The sequence below is a fragment of the Bacillus sp. IS1 genome (assembly GCF_032461585.1).
GTDB classification, from domain to species: Bacteria; Bacillota; Bacilli; order Bacillales; family Bacillaceae; genus Bacillus; species Bacillus velezensis.
This window is the reverse complement of sequence record NZ_JAWCWR010000001.1, coordinates 997,417-1,021,679: the sequence shown is the minus strand read 5'-3', so window position 1 is coordinate 1,021,679 and position 24,263 is coordinate 997,417. Positions and strand designations below refer to the sequence as shown.

Genomic DNA, 24,263 nt, shown 5'->3' with positions numbered 1-24,263 from the left:
AATCACAAGCCAAAATAAAGGGGGACAATCATGAGCGAAGCAAGACGACCGCATAACAAGTTCGATATTGATGAGAATTTTATTCGCGAAAATTATAGTTCAATGACTGCCAAAGAAATAGGAGAAAAATTGGGCGTTTCCAGAGAAGCAATCAATCACCGTGTAATAAAGATGGGGCTAAGGAAAACACAAATTCCCTTTGTTTTAATGAAGGGAGAGATAGTTACTCCAATTCCTGATTTCCCTGGGTACGGGATTACAAATCATAGCAGAGTGATTAATTTGAAAAAGAACACTGTTTTAAAGACTAAGATTGATGGTGAAGGATATGTAAAAGTGACCTTATATAAGGAAGGTAAGCAGGTCGGTAAACGAGTACATAGGTTAGTTGCACTCAATTTTATACCTAATCCTGAAAATTTGCCTTATGTAAATCATATCGACGGTAACAAAGCGAATCCAAAGCTCTCAAATTTAGAGTGGGTTACACCAAAAGGAAATGCTCAGCATGCTTTAAAACATGGACTGCTTTTGATTGGAGAAAAAAGCCCAAAGGCTAAAATTACTGAAATTCAAGCACTGTCAATTTTAAATGATTTTAAAAGTGGTAAGTCCATTAAAGAACTCTCTGAAACACATACATATGCGAGTAAAACAATCATTAAAAAAATCTGTTTGCGGCAAAAGTGGAAACACTTAGATCAAACGTCTTGAACGTGCAACGACTAGCCGAAAGGCGTAGGCTGCAAGCTATTGGCAGTCGAAACAGGAGGCACCCTTAGAGGGTGAAGATATAGTCTAACCTTCATGGTAACATGAAGCAGCCGTATGGCGGGGCGTGCTTAGCGAACACGTCTGAATGGTCTGCAAAGGCAAGGGTCTGGAGCAGCTTATCTAAGTGTATTCCATCCAGATATTACAGATTTCCTGGATACCAAAAAAATCTCAGCAGATGAAGATGTCCGAGTTAAAACACTGTCTATTGGTGTAGTTCTTCCTGATAAATTTATTGAATTGGCAAGAGAAGATAAGGATTTTTACATGTTCTATCCTCATTCAGTTTACAAAGAATATGGGCAGTATCTTGATGAGATGGACATCAATAAAATGTATGATGAGCTTGTTGAAAACCCTAGGGTTAGAAAAGCAAAAGGAAATGCTCGAAAGCTGTTGGAGCAATTGGCCATTTTAAGAAGTGAATCTGGATATCCTTATATCATGTTTGCTGACAATGTAAATAAAGTGCATCCAAATGAACATATTTCAAAAGTGAAGTTTTCTAATTTGTGCTCTGAAGTCCTCCAAGCATCACAAGTGTCAGTCTATACAGATTACGATCAGGAAGATGAAATTGGATTAGATATTTCATGTAATCTTGGATCCATGAACATTGTAAATGCAATGAATAATCAATCAGTTGCTTCAACGGTTAGAATAGCAATTGACTCATTGACAACTGTTACAAGAAAAACAAACATTGTTAATGCCCCAGCTGTTGCGAGAGCAAATACACTAATGCGATCAATTGGTCTAGGGCAGATGAACCTGCATGGTTTTCTAGCTCAAAATAAAATTGCTTATGAAAGTGAAGAAGCTAAGGATTTTGCAAATACATACTTTATGATGGTTAACTTCTACTCCCTGCAACGTTCAATGGAAATTGCAAAAGAAACAGGGGAGACGTACTACAAGTTTGACGGATCAACTTACAAATCAGGCGAGTATTTTGATAAGTACGTGACAAACGATTATAGCCCTAAATATGAAAAGGTTAAAAACCTGTTTGGAGATCAACATATTCCTAACATTGAAGATTGGATGAAACTTAAAGAGGATGTTATGAAATATGGCTTGTATCATTCGTATAGGCAGGCTATTGCACCTACAGGAAGCATCTCATACGTTCAATCATCTACGGCCGGCGTAATGCCTATTATGGAGAGAATCGAGGAACGTACATACGGAAACAGTAAGACATATTATCCAATGCCAGGTTTATCGGCTCAGAATTGGTTCTTTTATAAGGAAGCATACGACATGGATATGTTTAAGGTAGTTGATCTTATTGCCACTATTCAGCAGCACGTCGACCAAGGCATTTCGTTTACGCTGTTTTTGAAAGATACGATGACGACGCGCGATCTAAACCGGATTGACTTATACGCGCATCATAAGGGAATCAAGACGCTTTATTATGCACGGACTAAAGATACGACACAGGAGGGGTGTTTGTCATGCGCGGTTTAAGTGAGGAGAGACAGAAGAGTATACGACGTGGAGACATAATTATCTACTACTTCGGGGGTACATTAATTAATGCGAAAGTTATTCAAGCGTATGAAGGTGGGTACCTCGAAGTTCGCCATAAAGACTTCCCGATACTGAACTGCTTATTAGGATACCGGGACGAGATCAAGACATCGGAAGTGTTGGGTGTAGTTAAGCATAAAGGCAAACGGGGAAAGGAGGACGAATAATTGACGAACGCAAACGAAATCCATACGGCGGCCGATTGGTCGCGGCACGAAGACGACTTTACGCAAATGTTTTACAACCAAAACGTAAAGCAGTTCTGGCTACCCGAAGAGATCGCATTAAACGGCGATCTCCTCACTTGGAAATACTTAGGTAAAAATGAGCAGGATACGTATATGAAGGTGCTCGCCAGCCTGACACTGCTTGATACAGAGCAGGGGAACACGGGCATGCCGATTGTGGCCGAGCACGTCGAAGGCCATCAGCGAAAAGCGGTTCTTAATTTCATGGCGATGATGGAAAACGCTGTCCATGCGAAGTCTTACAGCAACATCTTTCTTACATTAGCTCCAACCGAGCAGATCAATGAAGTCTTCGAATGGGTGAAAAACAATAGGTTTCTTCAAAAGAAAGCAAGAACAATTGTTTCAATTTATAAAGCAGTTCAGAAAAACGATGTTATTTCCTTATTCAAAGCAATGGTTGCGTCTGTGTTTCTGGAGAGTTTCCTTTTCTACTCAGGGTTTTATTATCCACTTTACTTTTATGGACAAGGGAAGCTCATGCAGAGCGGGGAAATTGTGAATTTGATTATCCGTGACGAAGCCATTAAGTGCTAGTGGCATTTAGCAGTAATGTTAAATGAAAACCTATCTAAAAAGGGGAAATCTTATAGCTAAGATAATCCTTTGCTAAATTCTAATCATCATTAAATTCAATATTTAGGAGTGTTGCCTTGTATTATGTCTATATGATAATGAATAAACAAAATAAGAAGATTTACATTGGCTTAACCAAAAATGTTAACAACGCTGACGATAGATTTAAACAACATATTCGCTATTTAAAAGGAAACTATCATCATAATCATAAATTGCAAAGAGACTTTAACTTGCATAAATGCACTGATATGTATACACATCACTTATTATGCAAATGTTCTAGCATCAAACTTGCTGAAAAAATGGAGAAGTTTTTCATTGCATACTATAACAGTAAATATTGTGGATTTAACCTAAATGACGGCGGGCTTTCAAATAAAGGATACAAGCAATCTGATTATGCAAAAAAGGTTGCAAGTGAAGTTCACTCTAAGCTAATTGGAGAAAAAAATCCTTTCTTTGGAAGACGACATTCTGAGAAAACAAAAATGATTATTTCTAAAAAGAACAAAGGGAGAAATAAAGGTATCCCTAAGAGCGATAGTCATATAAAGAAAATGATTGAAAACAATGCTAGAGCAAAAAAAGTCTTCGTTGGCGGTCAAATATACAGCAGTTGTTCGCAAGCTCAATTACATACGGGCATAGACAGGAAGAAAATATCAAAGCTTGCATCAGACGATTCAATAACAAACATATACTTTATAAAATAAAAACAATTTTAATGATGATTAGATAAATGCCCAACGACTATTCCATTGGCGGTGGAATTCCGCAACAGAAGTAGGGCGCAAGTGATTGGCGTGGGTGAGAATCCCTTAAATCGAAACGGTAGGAATCCTAAATTAGGATTGTGATATAGTCTGCTCTGCATGGCGACATGCAGCTGTGGTTAGTCCACGCTTTAAGTATAGCGAACTTAAGGGAACATCAAGGACATGGAACATATATCGGTTTATTAGCTCAAGAGATATATAAGAAACAAACGCCTCAGAAGCAAAAAGAACTGTATGAATGGGCTTTATGCTTGCTACAAGAGCTTTATGAAAATGAATTGGAGTATACAGAAGATGTTTATGATCAGGTTGGTTTAGCTCCAGATGTAAAGAAATTCATCAGATACAACGCAAATAAAGCATTAAACAACTTGGGCTTTGATCATCTGTTCGAGGAAGAAGACGTTAACCCAATCGTTATTAATGGATTGAGTACTAAAACTAAGTCGCATGACTTCTTTAGCCAAAAAGGGAATGGGTACAAAAAAGCAACGGTGGAGCCATTAAAGGATTCAGATTTCATTTTTACCGAGAAAGGATGTATTCAATGAGATTAATTAAATTAGAGCAGCCAAATTGCAATCCCTGCAAAATGGTGTCCAATTACTTAAATGATGCAGGAGTCAAATATGAGACAGTTGATGTAACACAGAATCCGGAAGTGGCAGCACAATTTGGTGTCATGGGTGTACCGGTAACTTTCTTGCTTAATGAGCAAGGAGAAGAAGTAAAGCGGAGTATTGGTTTTAAGCCTAATGAACTTGATGAGTTGTTAAAGGAATTATGAAAAAAGGGTGATTTTATTGTAATTAAAAGGGAGGGCTGACCATATTCGGTTGGAATTTTAACAGGCTTTTGTGGTGGAAGTACATATTGTTATTGGTTTTTTTAATCACTATAATACCCTTATGGATAATTGATTGGATAACCTTCTGCAAGATTAAACGTGTAGACTGGATTATTCAACGGTACTCAGATTGGGTTGCTTATTTAATTTTTGGATAATAGATGTTTCACATAAAAAACTAAAGGAGTTAATAAAACATAATGCAAATTAAAATCAAATATTTAGATGATACACAAACAAGGATCAGCAAAATTGAGAAAGGGGATTGGATTGATCTCCGAGCGGCTGAAGATGTAGCAATCAAAAAGGACGAATTTAAACTTATCCCTTTAGGAGTAGCAATGGAGCTACCGGAAGGATATGAGGCTCATGTTGTTCCACGTTCAAGTACATTTAAAAACTTTGGCATCATTGAGACAAACTCAATGGGTGTTATTGATGAGTCCTACAAGGGAGACAATGATTTCTGGTTCTTTCCGGCTTATGCATTACGGGATACAGTAATTAAAAAAGGGGAACGTATCTGTCAGTTCAGAATCATGGAGAAGATGCCTGCAGTTGAATTGATTGAGGTAGATCATTTAGGCAACAATGATCGAGGAGGTCACGGATCGACTGGAACTAAGTAATACAAGCCCTGGCTTTGATCATGATGTTTGTCCAGTGGAGGGTCTCAGCCAGGGTACAACTTAAAATACTCAAAAAGCCCAACAATTATGCCAAACAAAGAGGTTGTTTCCTGAAAAGGTTTTAAAAACAGGGGTGTTGATGGAATGCACATCTCTATAAAAGAAGACTTTTATACAAAACTTTAAGGAGGAAAACCATGAATAAAAGAACTGAATACTTAAATCCAAATGAACAGATTGCCTTCTTTTTTAAAAGAAGCGGTTATTTAGATGATTATCATGGAGACTTAAAGAATCTTAAGCTTGGGCATGTGTCTTATGATAAAAGTGTTAACGAAGAATTTGATTATAAACTGACTGCAAATAGCACACATGATGGGACTCTGTTATTTGAAATTCAAACCATTGAAGAAGCTCTAATTAAATTGATAAATCGAAAAACATATTGCCCAAACACTTTTCCAGTTGATAAAAAAATCGAAGAACTTAAAGACATTAGCTATGTAGTTGGTGACATTGAGCTGGCGAATGATTTTTATAGAGCTAAGCAGAAAACTGCAGTCTCAATCCCAGTTGTGTGCAACTATGTGTTTTAGATAAAATTCCATTGATTAAATGAGATAGAATCAAATTTAAAACAAAAAGGGGACAAATATGGAGAATATTTATCGTTATTATAAATTAAACAAAGGACTACAGGCTGTGAAAGTTGTCTCTGGGTTGTTTCCTAAAGAAAGCGAAGCTTATAGAGAACTGATTAAAATTGAAATTGGAATTTTGGAGGAAAAGAGAGAACTTCTTAATGGCAAAGGAATAATGAACAAACTGGATCATGAACAAACAACAGACCTAGGAAGACAGCTAACAGATAAGATCGCTGAAGTTTTAGAAATTGTTGAAAGGAGCCATCATGAATAATCACATAGAGAAAATAAAAGCTCATCTAAAAGGAATAAACAACCTTGAACAGGGTCTCAAACTTTTCAATGAAGATGAAGAAGAATATATAAGCTTATTAGCTAAGATTCAGGAGCAGTTTTATTTTATATCCGACGAAGCAATGGAGGGCTTTAAAGAACTAACATTACAAATAAGAAATACAGGTCAGAAAAGAATACAACGGGGAATTGATCAGTTGCCTCATGCAATCGAAGAAAGTGTAAGTGAAGAAATCAAAGACATGAAGAGAGCTGGAGAGTTGTTTGATTAATTATAATTATTTATAGAATAAAAATAAAATAAGGAGATGTATTAGGATTACATACTTTACGTTATTACTTGCAGCATACTTATTTGCACTTAACATTAATGAAATTAGATTAATTACACGAGGAGAACAGAATGTATACGCTAAAGTTACGTATATGCTTTCTAACACACCCTATAAAGAACTGAAGAAAAATAAGAACTTAGTGTATGCCATGACATTGTTCAAGGGGATTTCGTTCATTATCCCCTTGGCTACTATTGGACTGATTACGCACGGTAACTTGCTAATGTTAGCTTGGACAGCTTTTGCTTTAATTTATACCGGTTTAACAATGTTTAAAATTCTTGATGTTTTGGACGGTGACTCAAACAACAAACAAAACAAGTTCGTGTACATGCTGTTTGTTTGCGGTAATATTGTCTTCGTGATTAACTTTATTATCAGTTGGTTTAGATAAAGGAGAATAGAAATATGACTCAGTTTGATAAGCAGTACAACACAATCATAAATGACATTATTAATAATGGTGTATCAGACGAAGAATTCGATGTCAGAACCAAATGGGATACTGATGGAACACCAGCAAATACATTAAGTGTACTCAGTAAGCAATTGCGGTTTGATAATTCCGAAGTACCGATTTTAACGACTAAAAAAGTTGCCTGGAAAACAGCAATCAAGGAATTACTTTGGATCTGGCAACTTAAATCAAACAATGTTAACGAATTAAACAAGATGGGCGTGCATATCTGGGATCAATGGAAACAAGAAGACGGTACGATCGGCAATGCCTATGGCTATCAGCTTGGTAAGAAGAACAGAATACTAAACGGTGAAAAGGTTGATCAGGTTGATTATCTTCTTCATCAGTTGAAAAATAATCCATCATCACGCAGACATATTACAACGCTTTGGAATCCTGATGAATTAGACTCGATGGCATTGACTCCCTGTGTCTATGGTACTCAATGGCTTGTAAAAGGCGGGAAGTTGCATTTAGAAGTTTTCTGTCGCAGTAATGATCTCGCACTCGGGAATCCGTTTAATGTGTTTCAGTACAATGTATTGCAGCGTATGATTGCTCAAGTTACTGGCTATGAGCTAGGTGAGTATATCTTCAATATTGGAGACTGTCACGTGTACACTCGTCATATAGACATTTTAAAAATTCAAATGGACAGAGAGCAGTATGAAGCACCTCAGTTATGGATTAATCCAGATGTAAAGGACTTCTGTGATTTCACAATTGACGATTTCAAGCTGATTAATTATAAGCATGGAGACAAGCTTTACTTTGAGGTAGCAGTATAATGCTATCTCTTATTGCTTGCTGCGACAAATCAATGGCCATTGGATATGAAAATAATTTGCTTTACCATATTCCTGAAGACATGAAACGTTTTAAAGAACTCACTACAGGAAAGTTGTGTATACAGGGAAGGCTTACATACGAATCAATCGTAAACATTACAGGAAAACCACTTCAAAACAGAAGGAATATCATATTGACTAAAAATAAAGATTTCAAGCCTGATCACTCTTCATTTGTTTATCATTCGGTTAACGATGTATTAAAGCTTGTACGAGGACAGCTGGATAAAGATGAAGAGGTAATGGTCATTGGAGGAGGCGCTATTTACGAGGCATTCTTGCCACATGCTGATAAGGTTTATTTGACGATTGTTGACTCAGTTGCTGAGAAGGCAGATTCATATTTTCCAAGGTTAAATGATGATTGGAGAATAATTGAAAAGGATCACAGGAAAGCACACAACAATACCACATTTAATTATTCATTTGTGACTTACTCAAAATAATTTAAGAATAAAAATAAAATAGTTATAGACTTTTGGGAAGTTGAATGATAAGATAAAGACAAGTTAAAAGCTTGTCTTTTTTTACATACTTTTAGAATAAAAATAAAATAATAAATAGGAGTGACGATATGAAAACCGCAACAGATTATCTTGTTTCCATTTCCAAACCTCTTGTAGCAATTGAGGAGACTAAACAACGAATTCAAAATGAAATTGACAACCTTTATAAAGAGCTAGGGAAAGTTGATAAAGAGCTCAATGAATTTTATCACAAGTTAGAAGAGGCAAAATTTAATGCTTCAGAGGGATATCATCTTTCGTTAAAAGGTCAAAGGATATTGAGAAAGAGAAGAAACTTAAAACAAGAGCTCCAATTAATGAACACACTTTTCGGGAGTTTGAACAATAACGGTTGGACTCTTGAATCACTAAAAATTGCAGAGTATAAAATTAGCAAAAAGAAAAACAAGCATTTAAAGTATGAATCAGTTTAAAGATATGATCCACATTCACCTTGTGAATACATATTGAATCCTTATAAGGAGGTGATTAATTGCAACAAAAAGAGCGAGAATTGCTGTCAAAGAAAGAACAGCTTGAAGTTGATGTTTTAGAAAAGGAAGCAACTTTACTCCGGCTAGAAGTGGAACAAGAAGATTTCAATCTCCACAAAATTGGGGAGATCGGAGTACTTAAAGATTTTCTTTTATACATAAAGAAATACAGAGCAATGTTTACTGTGCAGCAAGCAGAAGAATTTAGAAATATGGATGGCCGAATAAATGAAATTATCAAAGTCCAAGATGGACGAGTTATGGTTGATCAAGCAGCTTTAGAGGGGTTCATTTATGAAATTGAGGATCAAATTAATTTAATTGAGAGTGGAGGAGTTAAGAAATGAAAAACGTAAATCAAACGGTGATCAATAATGCGAATACAGTATTTGAAAAGAAGGAGGATAAATATTTAGGCTATAAATCTCGTTTTGGAGATGTCGTTATTGGTGGAGCATATTCTTATAGATTCGTAGTTCACTACGCAAAAACGAATCAAGACGTTGTTGTTATATCTAGCGATGTTAATACGGTAACGACTCCGGTCTGTACGACGTTAGAGGAACGTTTATGGAAGCCGAAGAAAAGCGCACAAGCCCGCCGTGATGAAATCGTTGAGCAAGCGAAGGCGGACGTTGAGGAACTGTCTAATTACGGTGATGGTGTGCGATATGAAACAGTTTCGCCAAACTATGCATCTTGTGACATCGATTATGTAGTCAATCGTGAAAAAAGAACGGTTGTTGCATTATTAAAAGGCATCAGAACCGGTAGTGTTTACGCAAAAGGAATCGCCAAAGCCGCACCTTACGATTGTTTCAACGTTCATATCGGAAAGGTGATTGCGCTAAGACGTGCCCTAGGCTTGGCGGTGCCTGACGAATACTTGAACGTTCCGCAGCCGACTGAGGTTCGTGTAGGCGATTTTATATCGGATGATAGCGGGGTTCACAAAGCGCTAGTTATTGAAGACGATAGTTGGCCGCCTTTTTCCGGTTGTGCAGCAATATACTTGAAAGATGATCGTAAATACGGCTATAAAATCATCGACGACTCACGCGAAGGGGTGGGCGAATGAGTATTACTAAAAATGGAAACGCGAAAGTATTTGATAGAAGCAAGATCGGAAAGGGTGACGTAATTGAATTTACCGAATTAGGGTTTCGGCTATTTTGGAAACCTCAATCTTACCGAATTTCAACAAAAACTGTCGGAGTTGTTAAATATGTCTACGATGAGGATGTTGTTGTATATGCGCGAAGTCAATCTGAAAAATGGGAAACGAATCATGTAACGGAAGTATCAGTGCCGATTGGTCTTGCGGATACGATTAAGCTCATACATCGCCATCCGGCAAACGAGAATTAACGAAAGGAGGCGCGTGAGCGACGTACCATAGACGCTTGAAAACAACAGTGTTTAAAAAGTATAGCGGGTACGATTGGACTTGCGATGGAATGTTTCAAACACCAAAAGTTAAGGAAGCAACAAAAGAAAGCGGTCGAAGCATGAGCGAATAATCCGAAAAGTGATGGATAAAAAAGAAATTAGTTATTACGACTAAGTTAATATGAAATCTGTATTTTAAAGAGAAGGTGATACAGTGAAAGAGTCGTTGAAGAATGATTTTCAAGAGTTTATGAGTATTACAAAAAGCTTTCTTGCTGTTTCAGGAGCAGTCTTTTGGCTATTGATAATTTCACTTGTTTTTGCTGGAGGATATTAAAATGAGTCACTCATATGTTCACCAAAGGAGGTGAATAAAATGCCAGTAGTACTTTATGGATTTGGAAGAGGAGCATAAAAAGAGAGGGGACAGACCCCTCTTGATTAATGAAATTGGCCATTCATACTTTGTTGGGCTAGGCGAACTAAACGCTTTGTAATCATGAACAATAAACAAAGGAGTGAAATGTATAGGCATTATTAAAGAACAAAAGGTTGAGGTCAGCTGGAATCCTATGACATCGAGACACTATCAAACACTAGGATATGAATTTACCTTTTGGAGGGATAAATTTCATGTGCCATATTATCATTTACCACTTACTTCTGAAAAAATGGTTTTAGTTTCTTGTGACAAAGAGAAATGCACAAATGTTAAGTCAGTTAAATATAATGAATTTAACCGGTTGTACAAAAATAAAAAATATGAATGTAAAAAACATAGCCATTCTTATTATGAGGATAAAGCGAGGGAAAGAGGGTTTATTTTAACATCAGAATACAAAGGTGTAAAAGGTAAAGTTGATTTGATCTGTTTAAAGAATGGTCATAAATCAACAAAATTGTGGTCTCAAATTAATAATGGATCTAAATGTTTAAAATGTCATCAGGAAAGCCTGAAATTGAGCATTGATTATATTAAAGAAGAATTCTTAAAGAAAAACTTATTGCTTTTATCAAATGAATACGCCAACGAAAAGAGCAAGTTAGCTTTTAAATGTAAGAATGGACACTATGGAGAAATTGCGTGGAACTATTTTCAACAAGGAGGGGGATGCCAGCAGTGCTATAGGAAGAGTCGTTTTAGAGAAGGTAATCCGAGGTGGAATAAGAATAAAACTGATACTCAGAGGATAAATGACAGAAAGTATCGTGAATATTTACAGTGGAGAAAGAAAGTTCTACAGAGGGATGATTACACATGTCAAAAATGCTGGCTTAAAAAGAAAAAATATTTAACTGCTCACCATATCTATAATTATATGGAGCATAAAGATATTCGACTAGAAGTTGATAACGGGTTGACCTTGTGTGATTCTTGCCATGAACATTTTCATAATACATATGGATACACTAACAACAATTATATGCAACTGTTTATGTACTTAAACAAAGAAGGGGGATAATATGAAAATCGATTATGTTTCAGATCTTCATATTAATCACTGGATACCTTGGAACAATAACCAAATCAAATGGGAAAAGCGAACAAGGGAGATTATTAGAAGGTTAATATCGAATGGAAATGGTGAGGTATTAATAATTGCCGGTGATTTTACTGAGTGGAATCAACAGACACTGTGGGTACTTGATGAAGTAGCAAAGCAGTATGAAAAGGTTTACTTCACATATGGTAATCATGATCTTTATTTACTCAGTAAAAATCAGGAGCGAAAATATTCCGATTCATTGGGAAGGGTGCATGATTTAATTCAGAAGGCTGCAGACATCAATAATGTCACTCCATTAATAAAGTCTACGGATACATACAAAGGAAAAGTATTTGCTGGTGATGTCATGTGGTATCTTCCAAAAGGAAATGAAGGATGGAATTTCTTCAAAGGTGTCTCTAATGATTCAAACTATATCAGCCTTAATGGATACAGCAAAGAAGATGGGGTAAGAGCAATGTGGAAAGAATCAATGGACTGGTATGACACTCTTGAAAACTCTGATATTGATGTATTTGTATCTCATGTCCCACCTGTTCACAATCCTTATTCTCCGTTTGAGCCTAACAGCTGCTATATGGTCGATTTGCCATTTATTAATGCTGAACATTGGGTTTGTGGACACGATCATTTGCAAGCTGAGTTTTATAATGAAGGAACGAACTTTCACATGAACTGCATTGGATATCCGTATGACTATGATATGTATCCTAGGGTAAATGAGATACCAGATAAGCAAGTTGATACATATAAAACGTTTGAGTTGAAGACATTTGACATATGAGGTGAATTCGTGAAGAAAAAATTAGATGATGTATGGACAGTCATATATAAAGATCATGATGAAGAACCTATGGCATTTTCATACTATTCCAAAACAGATGCGGAGATTGCAAAACAGACAATTGAAAAATCAAACGGTACTCAGTTAGTCAATGAAAAGGAAGAAGTCGTTGGGCATATTCATTTAGAATGGGTCTATTTAATCCAAGGGAGATTAATTAAAACCGACTAAAAGAGAGAAAATAAAATTCTAATTTTATACAGAAGAGAGGGATTGAATATGAAGAGAATAGAACAGCCAAAAATTAACGATATCAAAACTTTAAAAGAGAATATTAGCAATTTTACAGTGGAGTTGGAGAAGGGGGATAAAGTCCAAATTATTGATATTGGTGAAAGAGATTATGATTTGCGACATGTGGACAGCGGTGAAGTGTTGATGGAATGTGGATGGGATTTGTTTGCTTAAAATACTGGTTTAATATCTAGAGTGATTGAAAAGGGGAGATTAAATTGAATAAGAGAGTAAAGAAGAAGATTCGAAATAGAGTTGAATCATGGATTATTTATAAGAATCCTAATGGGTCATATAATTCATTGGGTGTAAACAAATTTGGAGAAGTACCCTCCCATGCACGCCCTTTGCATCCTGAATATGAAACACTAGGAGAGGTGTTAAATTCATTCCCTAAAGGATTTTGCTTTCCTTTAGTTGAGTTGACAAAAGAAGAAGAAAACATGTTGTTCTTTGATCATCACCCTACAGAGTACGGCGGCTGGCATACAGGAGATAGGGATACATGGGGTATTTGGGGACAGAGATATTTATTGAAAAAGGTATCGGATGGGTGTTGCGAATACGTCTCAAAATAAAATGTTTATTTTCTATTTTATCCAGAGAAAGGGAAATGAATAATGGATTACACAAAGCTGTTAGAAGAAAAGTACCCAATTAGCATTATTCAGTATGTAAGACAGAGAGAAGGCTTAGACAAGGAAGACGACTCCATGGATAAAGAAATTCTAAAAATGTCGAAATCAGAAGTGTTTAGAGATGTTCTAGCGTGGAATGGTTTGCTTGGAGGGTGGGATAGCATAATTAAAAATTGGGTTAAGAGCATTTATGGAATCGATCTTGATGACTTTGAAAAGTGAAACCGTGTCATATGGACAATGCAATGATTGTGACTATGCTTCGACTGGTGATGAAACTGATTTTGATTGTCCAAAATGCTAAGAAAATGATATTGAAGAGATAGATATTTACTAGAGTAGCAAAGAGCCTTTCTAATTTTATTGAGGAGGAAATATAAAAATGAAAATTTCATACACAACTTTTATGAAGCATGCAGAAAAGGTGACGAAAAGTGTTCCAGATTGGCGTCCAGTATTGAAAGGAGTTTATCACTCTGAAGATGGAAATCTGATAGTTACAGATATGCATCGTTTGTACTTTGCCAAAAGCGCGGTTCCCGGTAAAGATCCTATGGTGTTAGATCCCAAAACAGGGGATCAGGTTGACGGAACTTATCCTACTATTGATCATTTAATCCCTGATATTAACAATGCTAGTGCGGAAATCACTTTTGAAACAAAAGAACTTTTGTCGGGGATGAATGCATTACTTAAATGTAATCAAGTAGACAAAAACAAACAGGCATATGTTGAGTTGAATGTGGATGGAGGCAATATTCCTACGATCTTTGCTGAGAATTCTCTTATGTCTTCTAGGTTTAAAAGTGGGTATTCTAAGGGAAACGAAGATGTTCATTTAGTATTTGGAACTCAGTATATAATAGATGCCCTTAACCTTTTTAAGACATGTAAGATAGATAAAATAAAGCTTCGTCATTACGGATCATTTCGACCGTTTACCATTACCCCAGAAAATAGCACGAACTTATTGACGCTTATTTCACCAATTAAAAACGGATAATCAGTTTTAAAACTACATAAAATGTTGATTTCATTTAGATCAACAAGGGTGATAAAAATTCACATTAGTTATGCTGAATGGTTGGTTGCTGAAGTTGAGCGTTTAAACGAGCTATTGAGGAAAGGAGAGGAATTTTCCTAATCAATGGATAGTAAAGAGAAAGAGTCTATTTCTGAGGCGGAATCCTTTTACATAAGCACTCTTGAAATTTCAAGAAGATTGGATAACGATCATAAAGATATATTGAAAAAAGTAAGACTTATAGCTGAAAGAATGCTGATATCACTAAATAGTCCAAATGAATTTATAAAAACATCGTTCTATATTAATTCACAAAATAAACAACAAAAGATGTATGTAGTGTCTAGAGAGGTTGTATTAGAACTTCTTAAGACGTGTACAAGAAAAAATTACATAAAAGCAACTCAAATGCTAGATTACATGAGTGATAATGATAAGGAAAGATATATGCCAAAGACTTTTTCTGAAAATCAGTTTATCACTTTAATGAAAAAATTAATGCCAAGCATAAAAGTTGAACCACAATATAGGGTGTTAAACTATTTTGTTGATTTATTTATACCTGAATTAAAAATATTTATTGAGTACGATGAAGAATATCATAAGCGCAATTCGGTTGCAATAAATGATAATCATAGACAAAATGGCATTTTAGATCATATAAACGACAAGGATATGATGTTTATCCGAGTCAATAACTCAAATATGTATAAGATACTTAGAAAATTAGTTTTCTTAACAGAACTCAAAAAAATAAATTCTCAACTATTTTTAAAAAGAAAGGAATGGTTTTTTGATTAAAGTTGTAAGTGGCAATATTTTAAATGCCTCTGAAGATATTATTTGTCATCAAGTAAATTGTCAAGGAGTTATGGGGGCTGGATTGGCGAAGCAAATCAAAGAAAAGTATCCATCTGCATACAGAGTTTATAAATACATGTGCGACAACGTAGTGTACAAGCCTGACCTGTTGGGAAAGGTTCGAGAAGTAAAAGAGCATGACGGAAAGATTATCGCCCATATCTTTGGACAACTCTCTTATGGAAGAGGAAGGGTATTCACCGACTATGAGGCTTTAAAGTATGGCTTAGAGCTAATTAAAACCTCAGCTATGGCAAATAGAAGATCCATTGCCTTACCTTATGGAATCGCTTGCGGCTTGGCGGGTGGAAATTGGAATGAGGTAAACAAAATGATCGAATCCATCTTCGAGGATTATGAAGTGACAATTTACAAGTTAGATTAAAACTAAATTTAGGATAAAAATAAAATAAGATGATTGAAGGTGTGTAGAAATAGCAGAAGAACACAAGAACATTCAAACGCTGTACAACAAAATGGAAAGGCAAATGAGCACGGTTAAGGAAGCTCTCGAGAACAAAGAATACGAAAGAGCCCACCGTAACCTAATCAACCTTTCAGATAATAATGAAGAATTGATGCAGGAAATCAGATGGGCTCGAAAAGGGATTAAGATTTAACTTTTCTTCTTTCTTCATGGTTCCATTCGTACAGCTCTTCAATTGAGCAACCAATGGCGTCAGCAAAAGTCATGCCCGTAGCTAAGTTCATATTTGCTTTAGCTCCACTTATATAATCATGAATACGTTGTCTGGGGTATCCTGTACGTTTGAAAAGGTCATCAACTGTGAGGTCATATTCAAACATTAATTCATTTAAACGAGGGCGCAGGGGTGTCCATTGCTTCATTTCGAACACTTCTTTCAATATTAATTAACATAAAACAGTGTAGCAAAGGTTTATTCTAATTTCAATTTTGGTTTCAATATTTTAGGAGAGTGATTGATTGGGAGGTACAAACCAAGGTAAGGTTTTTGAATCGAATATAGAAAAATCAGCAAAAGATCAGAAGTTATTCTTCTACAGAATTAAAGATGTTAACCCAATGTTTTTGAAAAGGGGAGCAGCAGTATCAAAAAACAAATATGATTGTTTCCTGCACTTTAAAGGATGCTTATTTCCTTTTGAACTTAAATCAACAAAGAACAAGTCTGTATCCTTCAGTGAAAAGATCATCAAGCCACAACAGATTAAACACTTAAAAGAGGCAGCGCAATATCCAAACATAATTCCTGGTTTTCTATTTCAGTTTAGAGAGCCGGAAAACAAAGTTTATTTCGTACATATTAATGATTTCCTTACATATAAGAACATAGCTGAAAATCAGTTGTCACATACATATAGGAATAAAGTAAACAAATCCAGTATCCCGATCTCCATATGTGAAGAGATCGGCACAGAAGTCCGTTCGATGAAGAAAAAAGTTAACTATACATATTACTTGAATAAGCTTTGCGATGATTTGATTAAAAAAGAACAGCAGAGTGTGAGCGCTGTATGAGTGAATTCGTTAAATCATCTTCAAAGCAATCGTTTGAAATAGAAAAATATCATATAACGATTGAAAGCATGAATCAACCATCTGCTGAAGCAATTAAGAAAGTCAATTTAAAAGTGAATGAAGTAATGTCTAATTTATTAGCAAAAGAAAAGAGCCATTAACCTGGCTCTTTTTATTGTTGTACTTAAACTATAATGCTTGTGACGATTATCGGGATGACCTTAATGCCGGTCGCGATGAATCATATTGCCGGCGGGGAAGGCAGCGAGGATTTCGGTGATCCGTCTAACCTTGCCCTCGGATTTACGGTGCTCGTCATCATCGTGCTGCTTTATCGGTTTACAAAAGGATTTTTGAAATCCATTTCGATTTTAATCGGCATTTTCATCGGGACGGCCATCGCTTATTTTATGGGAAAAGTGCAATTTGACAATGTGGCGAATGCTGACGCAATTCAGATGATTAAACCGTTTTACTTCGGGACGCCGACATTTCATGCGGCACCGATTATTACGATGTCCATCGTTGCCATTGTCAGCCTTGTTGAGTCAACCGGCGTCTATTTCGCTCTCGGTGACCTGACAAACCGGCGCCTGTCTGAACGTGATTTAGCAAAAGGCTACCGCGCGGAAGGCCTGGCGGTATTCATCAGCGGCATTTTTAATGCTTTTCCGTACACGGCTTATTCCCAAAACGTCGGCCTCGTGCAACTGACGGGAATTAAGAAAAACGCGGTCATCGGTGTCACGGGCGCACTTTTAATGCTCTTCGGCCTTTTTCCGAAAATCGCAGCCTTCACGACCATCATCCCGTCTTCGGTGCTGGGAGGCGCGATGGTGGCCATGTTCGGCATGGTCATTTCCTACGGCATTAAAATGCTCAGTCAAATTGACTTTAAAAAGCAGGAAAATCTTCTGATCGTCGCGTGTTCGGTCGGATTGGGACTCGGTGTAACCGTCGTTCCCGATATGTTTAAGCACCTGCCGTCTTACTTAAATCTGCTGACCACAAACGGAATCGTCGCCGGAAGCTTTACCGCCGTGATTTTGAATATTGTTTATAACATGATTCCTAAAACGAAAAAAACCCTTGATGTGACAAGGGTTCAAGAGGGTTAGTTATCCGTTTTTCTTTAAAATAACATCTTATTTTATCCAGATCGAGGATGCTTCCGAAAGTTTGCTGAACTTTTTGTGAGGCATTCTCTTTCATTTTTTGAAAAAGAAACTAAATTGAGTGACGAGGCATCCGCCTTATTTCGCTGAAAAACCGTCCCGGACTATATGTACGTGAACGAGTATCTGGTGCACGGATCCTTACAAATGAGAGTGAAAAGAAGGGAAAGCCCCTTCTTTTAATTAATCCATCCTTCAAAAGTTGCGCGATAGAACCCTTCGATTATCTCTACTTTCTTAAGGTAATAAGTAACACCATTCTTAACAGTTGTATTTGGGATATCCCATCTATGAAGGTAATCCATTGTAAAAGAATCTTTGGTCGCTTGTGTCGAAATTTTTGTTTGAGTTGAGTCGCTATTTGTATTGCCAGGGCTGGATGCAAAAGCAGGGGCAGCGGAAACGAGTAAAGCGAGAGACAAGGCAGAACCAGTTAAAATCTTTTTCAATTTCATTTTAAACACTCCTTTGTTTTTGATACACCTGTATTATTACATAAAATACAAAAATAACCAAGGATTTTTTTGTTAATATTTTGTGAGTGTGAATTTAGTTAGGGGCAATCCTTTCATTCACTGTTGCGGCTTATGTCAGGATATTGATAAGTATATAGAGAAAAAGAGTTGAATATTGCTGGCCTCTGGTGATCTGCAGCTTTTGAGTGAGTGCTTGCTTTAGATATTTCAATGCTTTTCCAACGGGGAAGGTGCGATATGAAATTTAACACTGAAACAATTGTACAAAAGTAAAATCTTTATTTAAAATGTTATAAATAAGAATTTTCATATAGGAGGTTATCTGATGGCAGAAAAGAAAAAAGCTTTAATCATTGTGGATGTACAAAAAGCCTTTGATGATAAAAAGTGGGGAGACCGAAATAACGTAAAGGCGGAAGAAAATATCAGCAAAATACTGAAATTATGGAGAGAAAAAGGATGGACAGTCATATACATACAACATATTTCTGATAAACCTGGTTCTTTATTTTATCCAAAAAATGAGGGGGTTGCTATAAAGGAAATCGTTAAACCTATGGATAAAGAAGTCATTATAACCAAGAAAGTAAACAGCAGCTTTATTGGTACTAATCTAGAAGAGCTTTTAAAAGCAAATGATATAACAACTGTCGTAATCACTGGCTTGACTACGCCGCACTGTGTTTCAACAACCACAAGGATGAGCGGTAATTTAGGATTTGATACATACCTGATTTCAGATGCAACAGCAGCCTTTGGAATGAGAGACCAAAATGATACATATTATGATGCAGAGACTATTCACAATATATCTCTGGCAACATTGCATGATGAATTCGCCACAATATTAACGACTGATCAATTAATCAATGATTTTATAGCCGGCTGAAAAGCATATTCAGGCGCATACAAGGACCTCGTCGGAAAATACGGGGATTACCGACTCTTTTCATCATCGCAATATCGATTGAAAAAAGGCATCTGCTTCAGATGCTTTTTTTGTTTCTTGTAAACCGGTTTCGGTAAAAAATGATCGGCGGTTAACGGTCTGATTCGGCTTCGGTTTTGAATAACAAAAGGCTTACTAATCAGCGAATTATTCAAGATTTTTTGGCTTGTGCTGAGTCTGGTGTTTTTTGATTTCCTCGAATATATTGGCTTGATCATCTTTTTGAGGCCGAGGCTCTTTGTTAAGACATTTTGGATCGATCACATTTTTAAGATCTTTGATGGTTAAAGGCTTACAGTCATCTTTTAATTCGTAGCCTAATTGTCCATTAGCTTCTAAAGTGGCATATTTAATTGTGTTTATATTTGAAATGCCTAGAAGTCTTAAACGCATTTCGAGTTGATCTGCTGTCAGTCTCAGCTTCTTTAAGTTTTCTATATTGAGTTGGCCGTCTTCTATAACGAATTTAGATTTTCCGGTTAAAAAAAATTCAATCCAGTTTACTTTTACTTGAATCCATTCCATCAAAATCAAAGCACTAAAAAGGATAGACGCAGCGATTAATGTTTTCAATAAACTGGTTTCTAAAATGGGATGAACGATAATCGTACCGATTGAAATCATCACCATTGTCTGTGCGATGGTCATTTGTGCAATGGATTTTCTCCCTGAAATTCTCAGTAAAATCATTCCGAATGCAATTATAATTAATTCTTCCCAAGCAAATCTCATGTTATCACCCTGGATTGTGTTTTATCAAAAATAAAAGAGCAAGTAAGAGGTTTTATGGGGTACTTGCTCACGAAGAATTATTGCCCTTACATTCAATTTTATTCCTAACTGGAGAAACTATTCTGCGAGGGTGAATTCATTTCGGAATCTCCAATACAAGAGGCGGCGGTGAATATTGATGGCTGAAAAGCACACCAAGGAGTATTAGGAGTGCGTAAGGCATGAAATAGAAGAACCTTGCCAAGAAATACGAGTTGTCAATTAACACAATTAAGTCATAGGAAAAGCGGCATGGTTGGGAACAAAAAAGGATGCATACTGGAACAATGGTCTGCTCCTGAGACAGAGCTTGAAATACGGTTTCTTGGGATCACCGCACAACGCTCTTCGTTGATCATGGTTTTTAGGAGGTTAGTAGGGAAAACAACTATGAAAAAAGGGATGAGAGAAAAATCTCTTATCCCTTAGATAATCTTAAAACCAACCTTGGTATTCACCAGTCCATGTACCATCACTGTTCTGCTTGGCATCTTTTAAATAGTATTTAACTCCAGCAAATACTGTTACATTAAGAAGTTCTCCACGTGTATTAGCATTGATATATATAGTTTTTAACACTGCCTGAGGAGCTGCAGTTTTATGACTCCCGCCATCTGCGGTCGGGCTTGCTGCAAAAGCAGGAGCAGCAGAAACAAGTAAAGCAAGTGATAGAGCTGAACCGGTTAAAACTTTTTTAAATTTCATTTAAAACACTCCCTTTTTTTATTTGATACAACTGTATTATATAACTGTATGTAAAATTTGTCCATATAAACTTATGTTAACTTTTTGTGAATATAAGAAAGTATTTTCCCCCATGAGTTTTATTAACTCGTACCATCTTATTTTAAGCCTCCAGAGTAAGGCATCATCATATGACGTCAAAACTGTTGTATGATACTAGGGAAATCATTTTTAGTCGAAATGAGGAGTTGCATGACATTTACGGAACGGGCGGTAGCCATTATCAAACAGATTCCTGAAGGAAAAGTGATGACGTATGGTCAAATTGCCGATCTTGCGGGAAGTCCGCGGGGAGCGAGGCAGGTTGTGCGGATTCTTCACTCCATGAGTAAAAAGCATCGTCTTCCTTGGCACAGGGTCATCAATGCAAAGGGCGAAATCGGATTGAGAGATGAAGAGATGTTTTCTGTACAGAAGCTGTCTCTTGAAGCTGAGGGGGTAGCGGTCACGTCAGATGGACGGATCGATCTCAATTTATACGTCTATGATCCGAATATGTAAAAAAACCTGCCGTATATCGGCAGGTTTTTCAGTTATATGCTTTGAGCCGGCCAGAAAGGTTTTGCCGGATATAAGGCCATTCCTCCCGAAGGATGGAGTAGTAGGCGGTATCTCTGAGGCCGCCGTCGACAGCCGGAATGTGTGCGCGGCGGATCCCTTCAAATTGGGCTCCGATCCGCAAAATCGCAGTCCGTGAGCGCTGGTTGCGAACGTCGGTTTTCAGCGTCACCCTGACAGCTTGCCACACGTCAAACGCATGAGTCAGCATCAGAAATTTACATTCCGTATTGACACCGGTCCGCTGCACGGCAGAGGCATACCAAGTGCTGCCGATCTCACACACTTCCGGAGATGCATCTGTCGGCCGCGTAAACACTTCCACATCCATAAACCTCGTGCTCCCGGCGATTCGGTCTGTTTCAAGACTCCGTACTGCAAATGGCAATGCAAGTCCTTTTTCATAATCGGAAAGCGCCCGCTCAATATAACGCTTTGTTTCTTCGATTCCGTCAGGAACATGGGTGTAAACGTAAGTCGTCCTATTTTCTGAAGCAGCGTCACAGAGTGCTTGAGTGTGATCAATCGCCAGCGGCTCTAACTGAACGATTGACCCTTTAAGAATGACAGGCTTCAGCATTCTTATCACAACCTTTTTATTATGAATGGATCAAGTATAGTCGAACGGTTTCTTATTCAAAAGGGCCAATTTCCTATTAAAATGGCATGTCAGTGAAATCCTCGATTCAAACTTATGCATACATTCAGGAAAAAAGCGGAAACCTTTATGTAAAGAGGTGATGGGCATGGCATATGTGTTATCTGTCGGAACGAGCATTCCGAAGTATCATGTCTCGCAAGAAACGGCGGCGGATTTTGCGAGAGGGATGTTTGCCGATTCATTTAAGGATATTGACCGGCTGTTAAAAGCCTTTCAAAACGGCGAAATTGAATCAAGGCAGTTTGTCCGGCCGATTGAATGGTATAAAACGGCACGGGGTTTTTCAGAAAAAAACCGGCTGTATACGGAAGAAACCGTCAAGCACAGTGCGGATGCGGCACTTGATTGTTTAACAAACCCGGATTGTTTAACAAATCCCTTTCCGTATGAAAAAGTGGATGCGATCTTTTTTATTTCCAGCACCGGGCTTTCGACACCCAGCATTGAAGCGAAAGTGATGAATCAGCTTCCGTTTTCTGCGAAAACAAAACGGATACCGATCTGGGGTTTAGGATGCGCGGGCGGAGCGGCCGGCCTGTCCAGGGCATACGAATACTGCCGCGCGTATCCTGAAGCATACGTGCTTGTCATCGCGGCTGAACTCTGCAGCTTAACGTTTCAGCCGAACGACAAGTCAAAAAGCAACTTAATCGGAACTTCCCTGTTTGCGGACGGAATTGCCGCAGTACTAATCGGAGGAGAAAAGGCGAACCGAAACGACGTCAAACAGCCGCTTCTTCCGCGGATATTCGCCACTCAATCGGTGATGATGCCGGATGCGGAAGATGTGATGGGCTGGGAATTCACGGACAGCGGTTTTCAAGTCATTTTTTCAAGAGACATTCCCACCCTGGTTTCACAGTGGCTGAAGGACAATGTTGATGAATTTTTATTTGAATATGGTGTCAGTCCTCACGACATTAAAACCTTTCTTGCCCATCCAGGCGGGAAAAAGGTCATTGACGCCTATTTAACGAGTCTTTCAATGGAGACCGGTCAGCTTGCGGCATCTCGGAAGGTGCTGCAAAAACACGGGAACATGTCTTCCGCAACTATTTTTCATGTGATAAAAGAACAGTTGCTCCACGGACGGCAGAAAGAAAACGAAAAAGGGCTGATCGGCGCTCTCGGGCCGGGATTTTCGTCTGAGCTTTTGCTGTTCAGCTGGGAAAAGGGGGCTTCTTAATGTTTTGGCTGTTTATCATGCTGCTTGCGGCCCAGCGGATTGCGGAGATGATCGTGGCCCGGCGCAATGAGCAAAAGGTGAAAAAGCAAGGCGCAGTCGAATACGGAGAAGGACATTATCCCTTTCTCGTCCTGATGCATGTGCTCTTTTTTGTCTCTCTTACAGCTGAGGTGGCGGCGTTTCAAAAAACGCTTTCTCCAAGGTGGGCCGCCATTATATGTATCATTTTATTTGTACAGGGGATCAGGTATTGGGCGCTATTATCATTAGGACGGTATTGGAATACGAAAATCCTTGTCGTGCCGGATGCGGAGCTTGTCAGAAAGGGGCCGTACAGGTGGATGAAACACCCGAACTACGCGGTCGTCATCTTAGAATTTATTTTTCTGCCGCTGTTATACGGAGCGTATTGGACACTGTTTCTCTTTTCGATTCTCAATGCCTGCATGCTCACTGTGAGGATTCGCGCCGAAGAGAAAGCGCTAGAAGAAAACACCGCAAAATAGAGATTGAAAATCATTCTCACTCATGATAAGATATAAATATGAAAATGATTCTCATTCAAGGTGGTGCCGAAAATGACAATGTTATTTTTATTTGCAGCCGTTTGTACATACAGTGTTTTAATTGGTTTCGTATTGAAAAAAGTTTCGAATAAATCGATGTCTTCTTAAACATCTGCGGTTTTTCCTGCCGCGGGTGTTTTTTCTTTATCAGCTGCCGATATCGGCGGCTTTTTTGCGTTTCCTGAAGAAAAGTGTGCCATTCTTGTGT

General features: G+C 37.6%; 34 protein-coding genes and 5 pseudogenes. 34 read left to right on the top strand and 5 right to left on the bottom strand.

Going from position 1 to position 24,263, the window contains the following annotated elements; all coding sequences use genetic code 11:
- Positions 1-30 precede the first annotated feature (30 nt).
- From RUW00_RS04630 to RUW00_RS04505, 26 genes and pseudogenes are all read left to right on the top strand, one after another.
- Positions 31-714, top strand: a complete 684-nt coding sequence (locus RUW00_RS04630; RefSeq protein WP_280145203.1) for an HNH endonuclease — start codon at positions 31-33, stop codon at positions 712-714.
- A 153-nt stretch (positions 715-867) separates the two neighbouring features.
- A pseudogene (gene nrdE / locus RUW00_RS04625) lies at positions 868-2,247 on the top strand (class 1b ribonucleoside-diphosphate reductase subunit alpha); the annotation flags it as partial.
- Positions 2,248-2,477: 230 nt separating this feature from the next.
- Positions 2,478-3,086, top strand: a pseudogene (locus tag RUW00_RS04620) (ribonucleotide-diphosphate reductase subunit beta); the annotation flags it as partial.
- A gap of 125 nt (positions 3,087-3,211) precedes the next feature.
- Positions 3,212-3,850, top strand: coding sequence for a GIY-YIG nuclease family protein (locus tag RUW00_RS04615; RefSeq protein WP_021493480.1), 639 nt, complete (start codon positions 3,212-3,214; stop codon positions 3,848-3,850).
- 206 nt (positions 3,851-4,056) lie between these two features.
- Positions 4,057-4,464: pseudogene (locus RUW00_RS04610) on the top strand (ribonucleotide-diphosphate reductase subunit beta); the annotation flags it as partial.
- Positions 4,461-4,700 carry a thioredoxin family protein gene (locus tag RUW00_RS04605; protein WP_021493478.1) on the top strand — a complete coding sequence of 80 codons (240 nt, stop codon included), beginning with the start codon at positions 4,461-4,463 and terminating at the stop codon, positions 4,698-4,700. The pseudogene RUW00_RS04610 and the gene RUW00_RS04605, both read left to right, overlap by 4 nt.
- A 260-nt stretch (positions 4,701-4,960) precedes the next feature.
- The gene (locus tag RUW00_RS04600; RefSeq protein ID WP_021493477.1) at positions 4,961-5,389 is read left to right on the top strand and encodes a dUTP diphosphatase; all 429 of its coding nucleotides are present in this window, start codon (positions 4,961-4,963) and stop codon (positions 5,387-5,389) included.
- Positions 5,390-5,586: 197 nt separating this feature from the next.
- Positions 5,587-5,985 carry a hypothetical protein gene (locus RUW00_RS04595; RefSeq protein ID WP_280145202.1) on the top strand — a complete coding sequence of 133 codons (399 nt, stop codon included), beginning with the start codon at positions 5,587-5,589 and terminating at the stop codon, positions 5,983-5,985.
- A 58-nt stretch (positions 5,986-6,043) separates the two neighbouring features.
- Positions 6,044-6,307: a hypothetical protein gene (locus tag RUW00_RS04590; RefSeq protein WP_280145201.1), complete on the top strand. Its 264-nt coding sequence runs from the start codon at positions 6,044-6,046 to the stop codon at positions 6,305-6,307.
- The gene (locus RUW00_RS04585; RefSeq protein WP_280145200.1) at positions 6,300-6,599 is read left to right on the top strand and encodes a hypothetical protein; all 300 of its coding nucleotides are present in this window, start codon (positions 6,300-6,302) and stop codon (positions 6,597-6,599) included. The genes RUW00_RS04590 and RUW00_RS04585 overlap by 8 nt, the downstream gene beginning before the upstream one ends.
- A 471-nt stretch (positions 6,600-7,070) precedes the next feature.
- Positions 7,071-7,910 carry a thymidylate synthase gene (locus tag RUW00_RS04580; RefSeq protein WP_315956508.1) on the top strand — a complete coding sequence of 280 codons (840 nt, stop codon included), beginning with the start codon at positions 7,071-7,073 and terminating at the stop codon, positions 7,908-7,910.
- Positions 7,910-8,416, top strand: coding sequence for a dihydrofolate reductase (locus tag RUW00_RS04575; RefSeq protein WP_280145198.1), 507 nt, complete (start codon positions 7,910-7,912; stop codon positions 8,414-8,416). Before RUW00_RS04580 ends, RUW00_RS04575 begins: the two co-directional genes overlap by 1 nt.
- Positions 8,417-8,544: 128 nt before the next feature.
- The gene (locus RUW00_RS04570; RefSeq protein ID WP_280145197.1) at positions 8,545-8,910 is read left to right on the top strand and encodes a hypothetical protein; all 366 of its coding nucleotides are present in this window, start codon (positions 8,545-8,547) and stop codon (positions 8,908-8,910) included.
- A 59-nt stretch (positions 8,911-8,969) separates the two neighbouring features.
- Positions 8,970-9,317: a hypothetical protein gene (locus RUW00_RS04565; RefSeq protein WP_280145196.1), complete on the top strand. Its 348-nt coding sequence runs from the start codon at positions 8,970-8,972 to the stop codon at positions 9,315-9,317.
- The gene (locus RUW00_RS04560) at positions 9,314-10,048 is read left to right on the top strand and encodes a hypothetical protein (RefSeq protein ID WP_280145195.1); all 735 of its coding nucleotides are present in this window, start codon (positions 9,314-9,316) and stop codon (positions 10,046-10,048) included. Before RUW00_RS04565 ends, RUW00_RS04560 begins: the two co-directional genes overlap by 4 nt.
- Positions 10,045-10,338 (top strand): hypothetical protein, encoded by a 294-nt coding sequence (locus RUW00_RS04555; RefSeq protein ID WP_280145194.1) that lies wholly within the window; start codon positions 10,045-10,047, stop codon positions 10,336-10,338. Before RUW00_RS04560 ends, RUW00_RS04555 begins: the two co-directional genes overlap by 4 nt.
- A 656-nt stretch (positions 10,339-10,994) precedes the next feature.
- Positions 10,995-11,822, top strand: a complete 828-nt coding sequence (locus RUW00_RS04550) for an HNH endonuclease (protein WP_021493462.1) — start codon at positions 10,995-10,997, stop codon at positions 11,820-11,822.
- 1 nt (position 11,823) lies between these two features.
- The gene (locus RUW00_RS04545) at positions 11,824-12,651 is read left to right on the top strand and encodes a metallophosphoesterase family protein (RefSeq protein WP_315956507.1); all 828 of its coding nucleotides are present in this window, start codon (positions 11,824-11,826) and stop codon (positions 12,649-12,651) included.
- Positions 12,652-12,660: 9 nt separating this feature from the next.
- Complete coding sequence (locus RUW00_RS04540; protein WP_103526862.1) at positions 12,661-12,882, top strand: hypothetical protein; 222 nt, start codon at positions 12,661-12,663, stop codon at positions 12,880-12,882.
- A 48-nt stretch (positions 12,883-12,930) separates the two neighbouring features.
- A complete protein-coding gene (locus RUW00_RS04535; RefSeq protein ID WP_280145191.1) occupies positions 12,931-13,119 on the top strand; it encodes a hypothetical protein in 189 nt (62 codons plus the stop codon).
- A 44-nt stretch (positions 13,120-13,163) separates the two neighbouring features.
- Positions 13,164-13,523 (top strand): hypothetical protein, encoded by a 360-nt coding sequence (locus RUW00_RS04530; protein ID WP_216593169.1) that lies wholly within the window; start codon positions 13,164-13,166, stop codon positions 13,521-13,523.
- A gap of 42 nt (positions 13,524-13,565) precedes the next feature.
- Positions 13,566-13,805 (top strand): hypothetical protein, encoded by a 240-nt coding sequence (locus RUW00_RS04525; protein ID WP_045207787.1) that lies wholly within the window; start codon positions 13,566-13,568, stop codon positions 13,803-13,805.
- A gap of 160 nt (positions 13,806-13,965) precedes the next feature.
- Complete coding sequence (locus tag RUW00_RS04520) at positions 13,966-14,586, top strand: beta clamp domain-containing protein (RefSeq protein WP_045207785.1); 621 nt, start codon at positions 13,966-13,968, stop codon at positions 14,584-14,586.
- A 36-nt stretch (positions 14,587-14,622) separates the two neighbouring features.
- Positions 14,623-14,727 (top strand): annotated as a pseudogene (locus RUW00_RS04515) (hypothetical protein); the annotation flags it as partial.
- A gap of 3 nt (positions 14,728-14,730) precedes the next feature.
- Positions 14,731-15,408: a hypothetical protein gene (locus tag RUW00_RS04510; RefSeq protein ID WP_280145190.1), complete on the top strand. Its 678-nt coding sequence runs from the start codon at positions 14,731-14,733 to the stop codon at positions 15,406-15,408.
- Complete coding sequence (locus RUW00_RS04505) at positions 15,401-15,853, top strand: macro domain-containing protein (protein WP_280145189.1); 453 nt, start codon at positions 15,401-15,403, stop codon at positions 15,851-15,853. The genes RUW00_RS04510 and RUW00_RS04505 overlap by 8 nt, the downstream gene beginning before the upstream one ends.
- Positions 15,854-16,077: 224 nt before the next feature.
- Here the strand turns inward: RUW00_RS04505 and RUW00_RS04500 are convergent, their stop codons facing one another.
- Positions 16,078-16,317 carry a helix-turn-helix domain-containing protein gene (locus tag RUW00_RS04500; protein ID WP_014470254.1) on the bottom strand — a complete coding sequence of 80 codons (240 nt, stop codon included), beginning with the start codon at positions 16,315-16,317 and terminating at the stop codon, positions 16,078-16,080.
- A 97-nt stretch (positions 16,318-16,414) separates the two neighbouring features.
- On the opposite strand from RUW00_RS04500, the gene RUW00_RS04495 reads away from it, so the two are divergent.
- The 3 genes and pseudogenes from RUW00_RS04495 to pbuX form a co-directional block, all read left to right on the top strand.
- Positions 16,415-16,969, top strand: a complete 555-nt coding sequence (locus tag RUW00_RS04495) for a Holliday junction resolvase RecU (protein WP_161619930.1) — start codon at positions 16,415-16,417, stop codon at positions 16,967-16,969.
- Positions 16,966-17,130, top strand: coding sequence for a hypothetical protein (locus RUW00_RS04490; RefSeq protein ID WP_020954050.1), 165 nt, complete (start codon positions 16,966-16,968; stop codon positions 17,128-17,130). Before RUW00_RS04495 ends, RUW00_RS04490 begins: the two co-directional genes overlap by 4 nt.
- A 36-nt stretch (positions 17,131-17,166) precedes the next feature.
- A pseudogene (gene pbuX, locus RUW00_RS04485) lies at positions 17,167-18,087 on the top strand (xanthine permease PbuX); the annotation flags it as partial.
- Between the two features lie 236 nt (positions 18,088-18,323).
- Here pbuX and RUW00_RS04480 read toward each other — a convergent pair.
- Complete coding sequence (locus RUW00_RS04480) at positions 18,324-18,599, bottom strand: hypothetical protein (RefSeq protein ID WP_095272844.1); 276 nt, start codon at positions 18,597-18,599, stop codon at positions 18,324-18,326.
- A 346-nt stretch (positions 18,600-18,945) separates the two neighbouring features.
- Here RUW00_RS04480 and RUW00_RS04475 point away from each other — a divergent pair, with 346 nt between their 5' ends.
- Positions 18,946-19,509, top strand: a complete 564-nt coding sequence (locus RUW00_RS04475) for a cysteine hydrolase family protein (protein ID WP_021494221.1) — start codon at positions 18,946-18,948, stop codon at positions 19,507-19,509.
- A 207-nt stretch (positions 19,510-19,716) separates the two neighbouring features.
- Here the strand turns inward: RUW00_RS04475 and RUW00_RS04470 are convergent, their stop codons facing one another.
- Together RUW00_RS04470 and RUW00_RS04465 are read right to left on the bottom strand one after the other, a co-directional pair.
- Complete coding sequence (locus RUW00_RS04470; RefSeq protein ID WP_095272842.1) at positions 19,717-20,301, bottom strand: DUF421 domain-containing protein; 585 nt, start codon at positions 20,299-20,301, stop codon at positions 19,717-19,719.
- Positions 20,302-20,775: 474 nt separating this feature from the next.
- Entirely contained in the window at positions 20,776-21,045 is a 270-nt protein-coding gene (locus RUW00_RS04465; RefSeq protein WP_007409508.1) for a hypothetical protein, read from the bottom strand.
- A gap of 231 nt (positions 21,046-21,276) precedes the next feature.
- On the opposite strand from RUW00_RS04465, the gene RUW00_RS04460 reads away from it, so the two are divergent.
- On the top strand, positions 21,277-21,585 hold the full coding sequence (locus RUW00_RS04460; RefSeq protein WP_015417691.1) for an MGMT family protein: 309 nt from the start codon (positions 21,277-21,279) through the stop codon (positions 21,583-21,585).
- Positions 21,586-21,613: 28 nt separating this feature from the next.
- On the opposite strand, the gene RUW00_RS04455 is transcribed toward RUW00_RS04460, so the two are convergent.
- Complete coding sequence (locus RUW00_RS04455) at positions 21,614-22,222, bottom strand: GNAT family N-acetyltransferase (RefSeq protein WP_095272839.1); 609 nt, start codon at positions 22,220-22,222, stop codon at positions 21,614-21,616.
- Positions 22,223-22,388: 166 nt separating this feature from the next.
- Here RUW00_RS04455 and RUW00_RS04450 point away from each other — a divergent pair, with 166 nt between their 5' ends.
- The 3 genes from RUW00_RS04450 (at position 22,389) to fbpC (ending at position 24,163) form a co-directional block, all read left to right on the top strand.
- Entirely contained in the window at positions 22,389-23,489 is a 1,101-nt protein-coding gene (locus RUW00_RS04450; protein WP_280145188.1) for a type III polyketide synthase, read from the top strand.
- A complete protein-coding gene (locus RUW00_RS04445) occupies positions 23,489-23,995 on the top strand; it encodes an isoprenylcysteine carboxyl methyltransferase family protein (RefSeq protein ID WP_003153565.1) in 507 nt (168 codons plus the stop codon). Before RUW00_RS04450 ends, RUW00_RS04445 begins: the two co-directional genes overlap by 1 nt.
- A 72-nt stretch (positions 23,996-24,067) precedes the next feature.
- Positions 24,068-24,163, top strand: coding sequence for a Fur-regulated basic protein FbpC (gene fbpC / locus RUW00_RS04440; protein WP_025284905.1), 96 nt, complete (start codon positions 24,068-24,070; stop codon positions 24,161-24,163).
- The last annotated feature ends 100 nt before the right edge of the window (positions 24,164-24,263 follow it).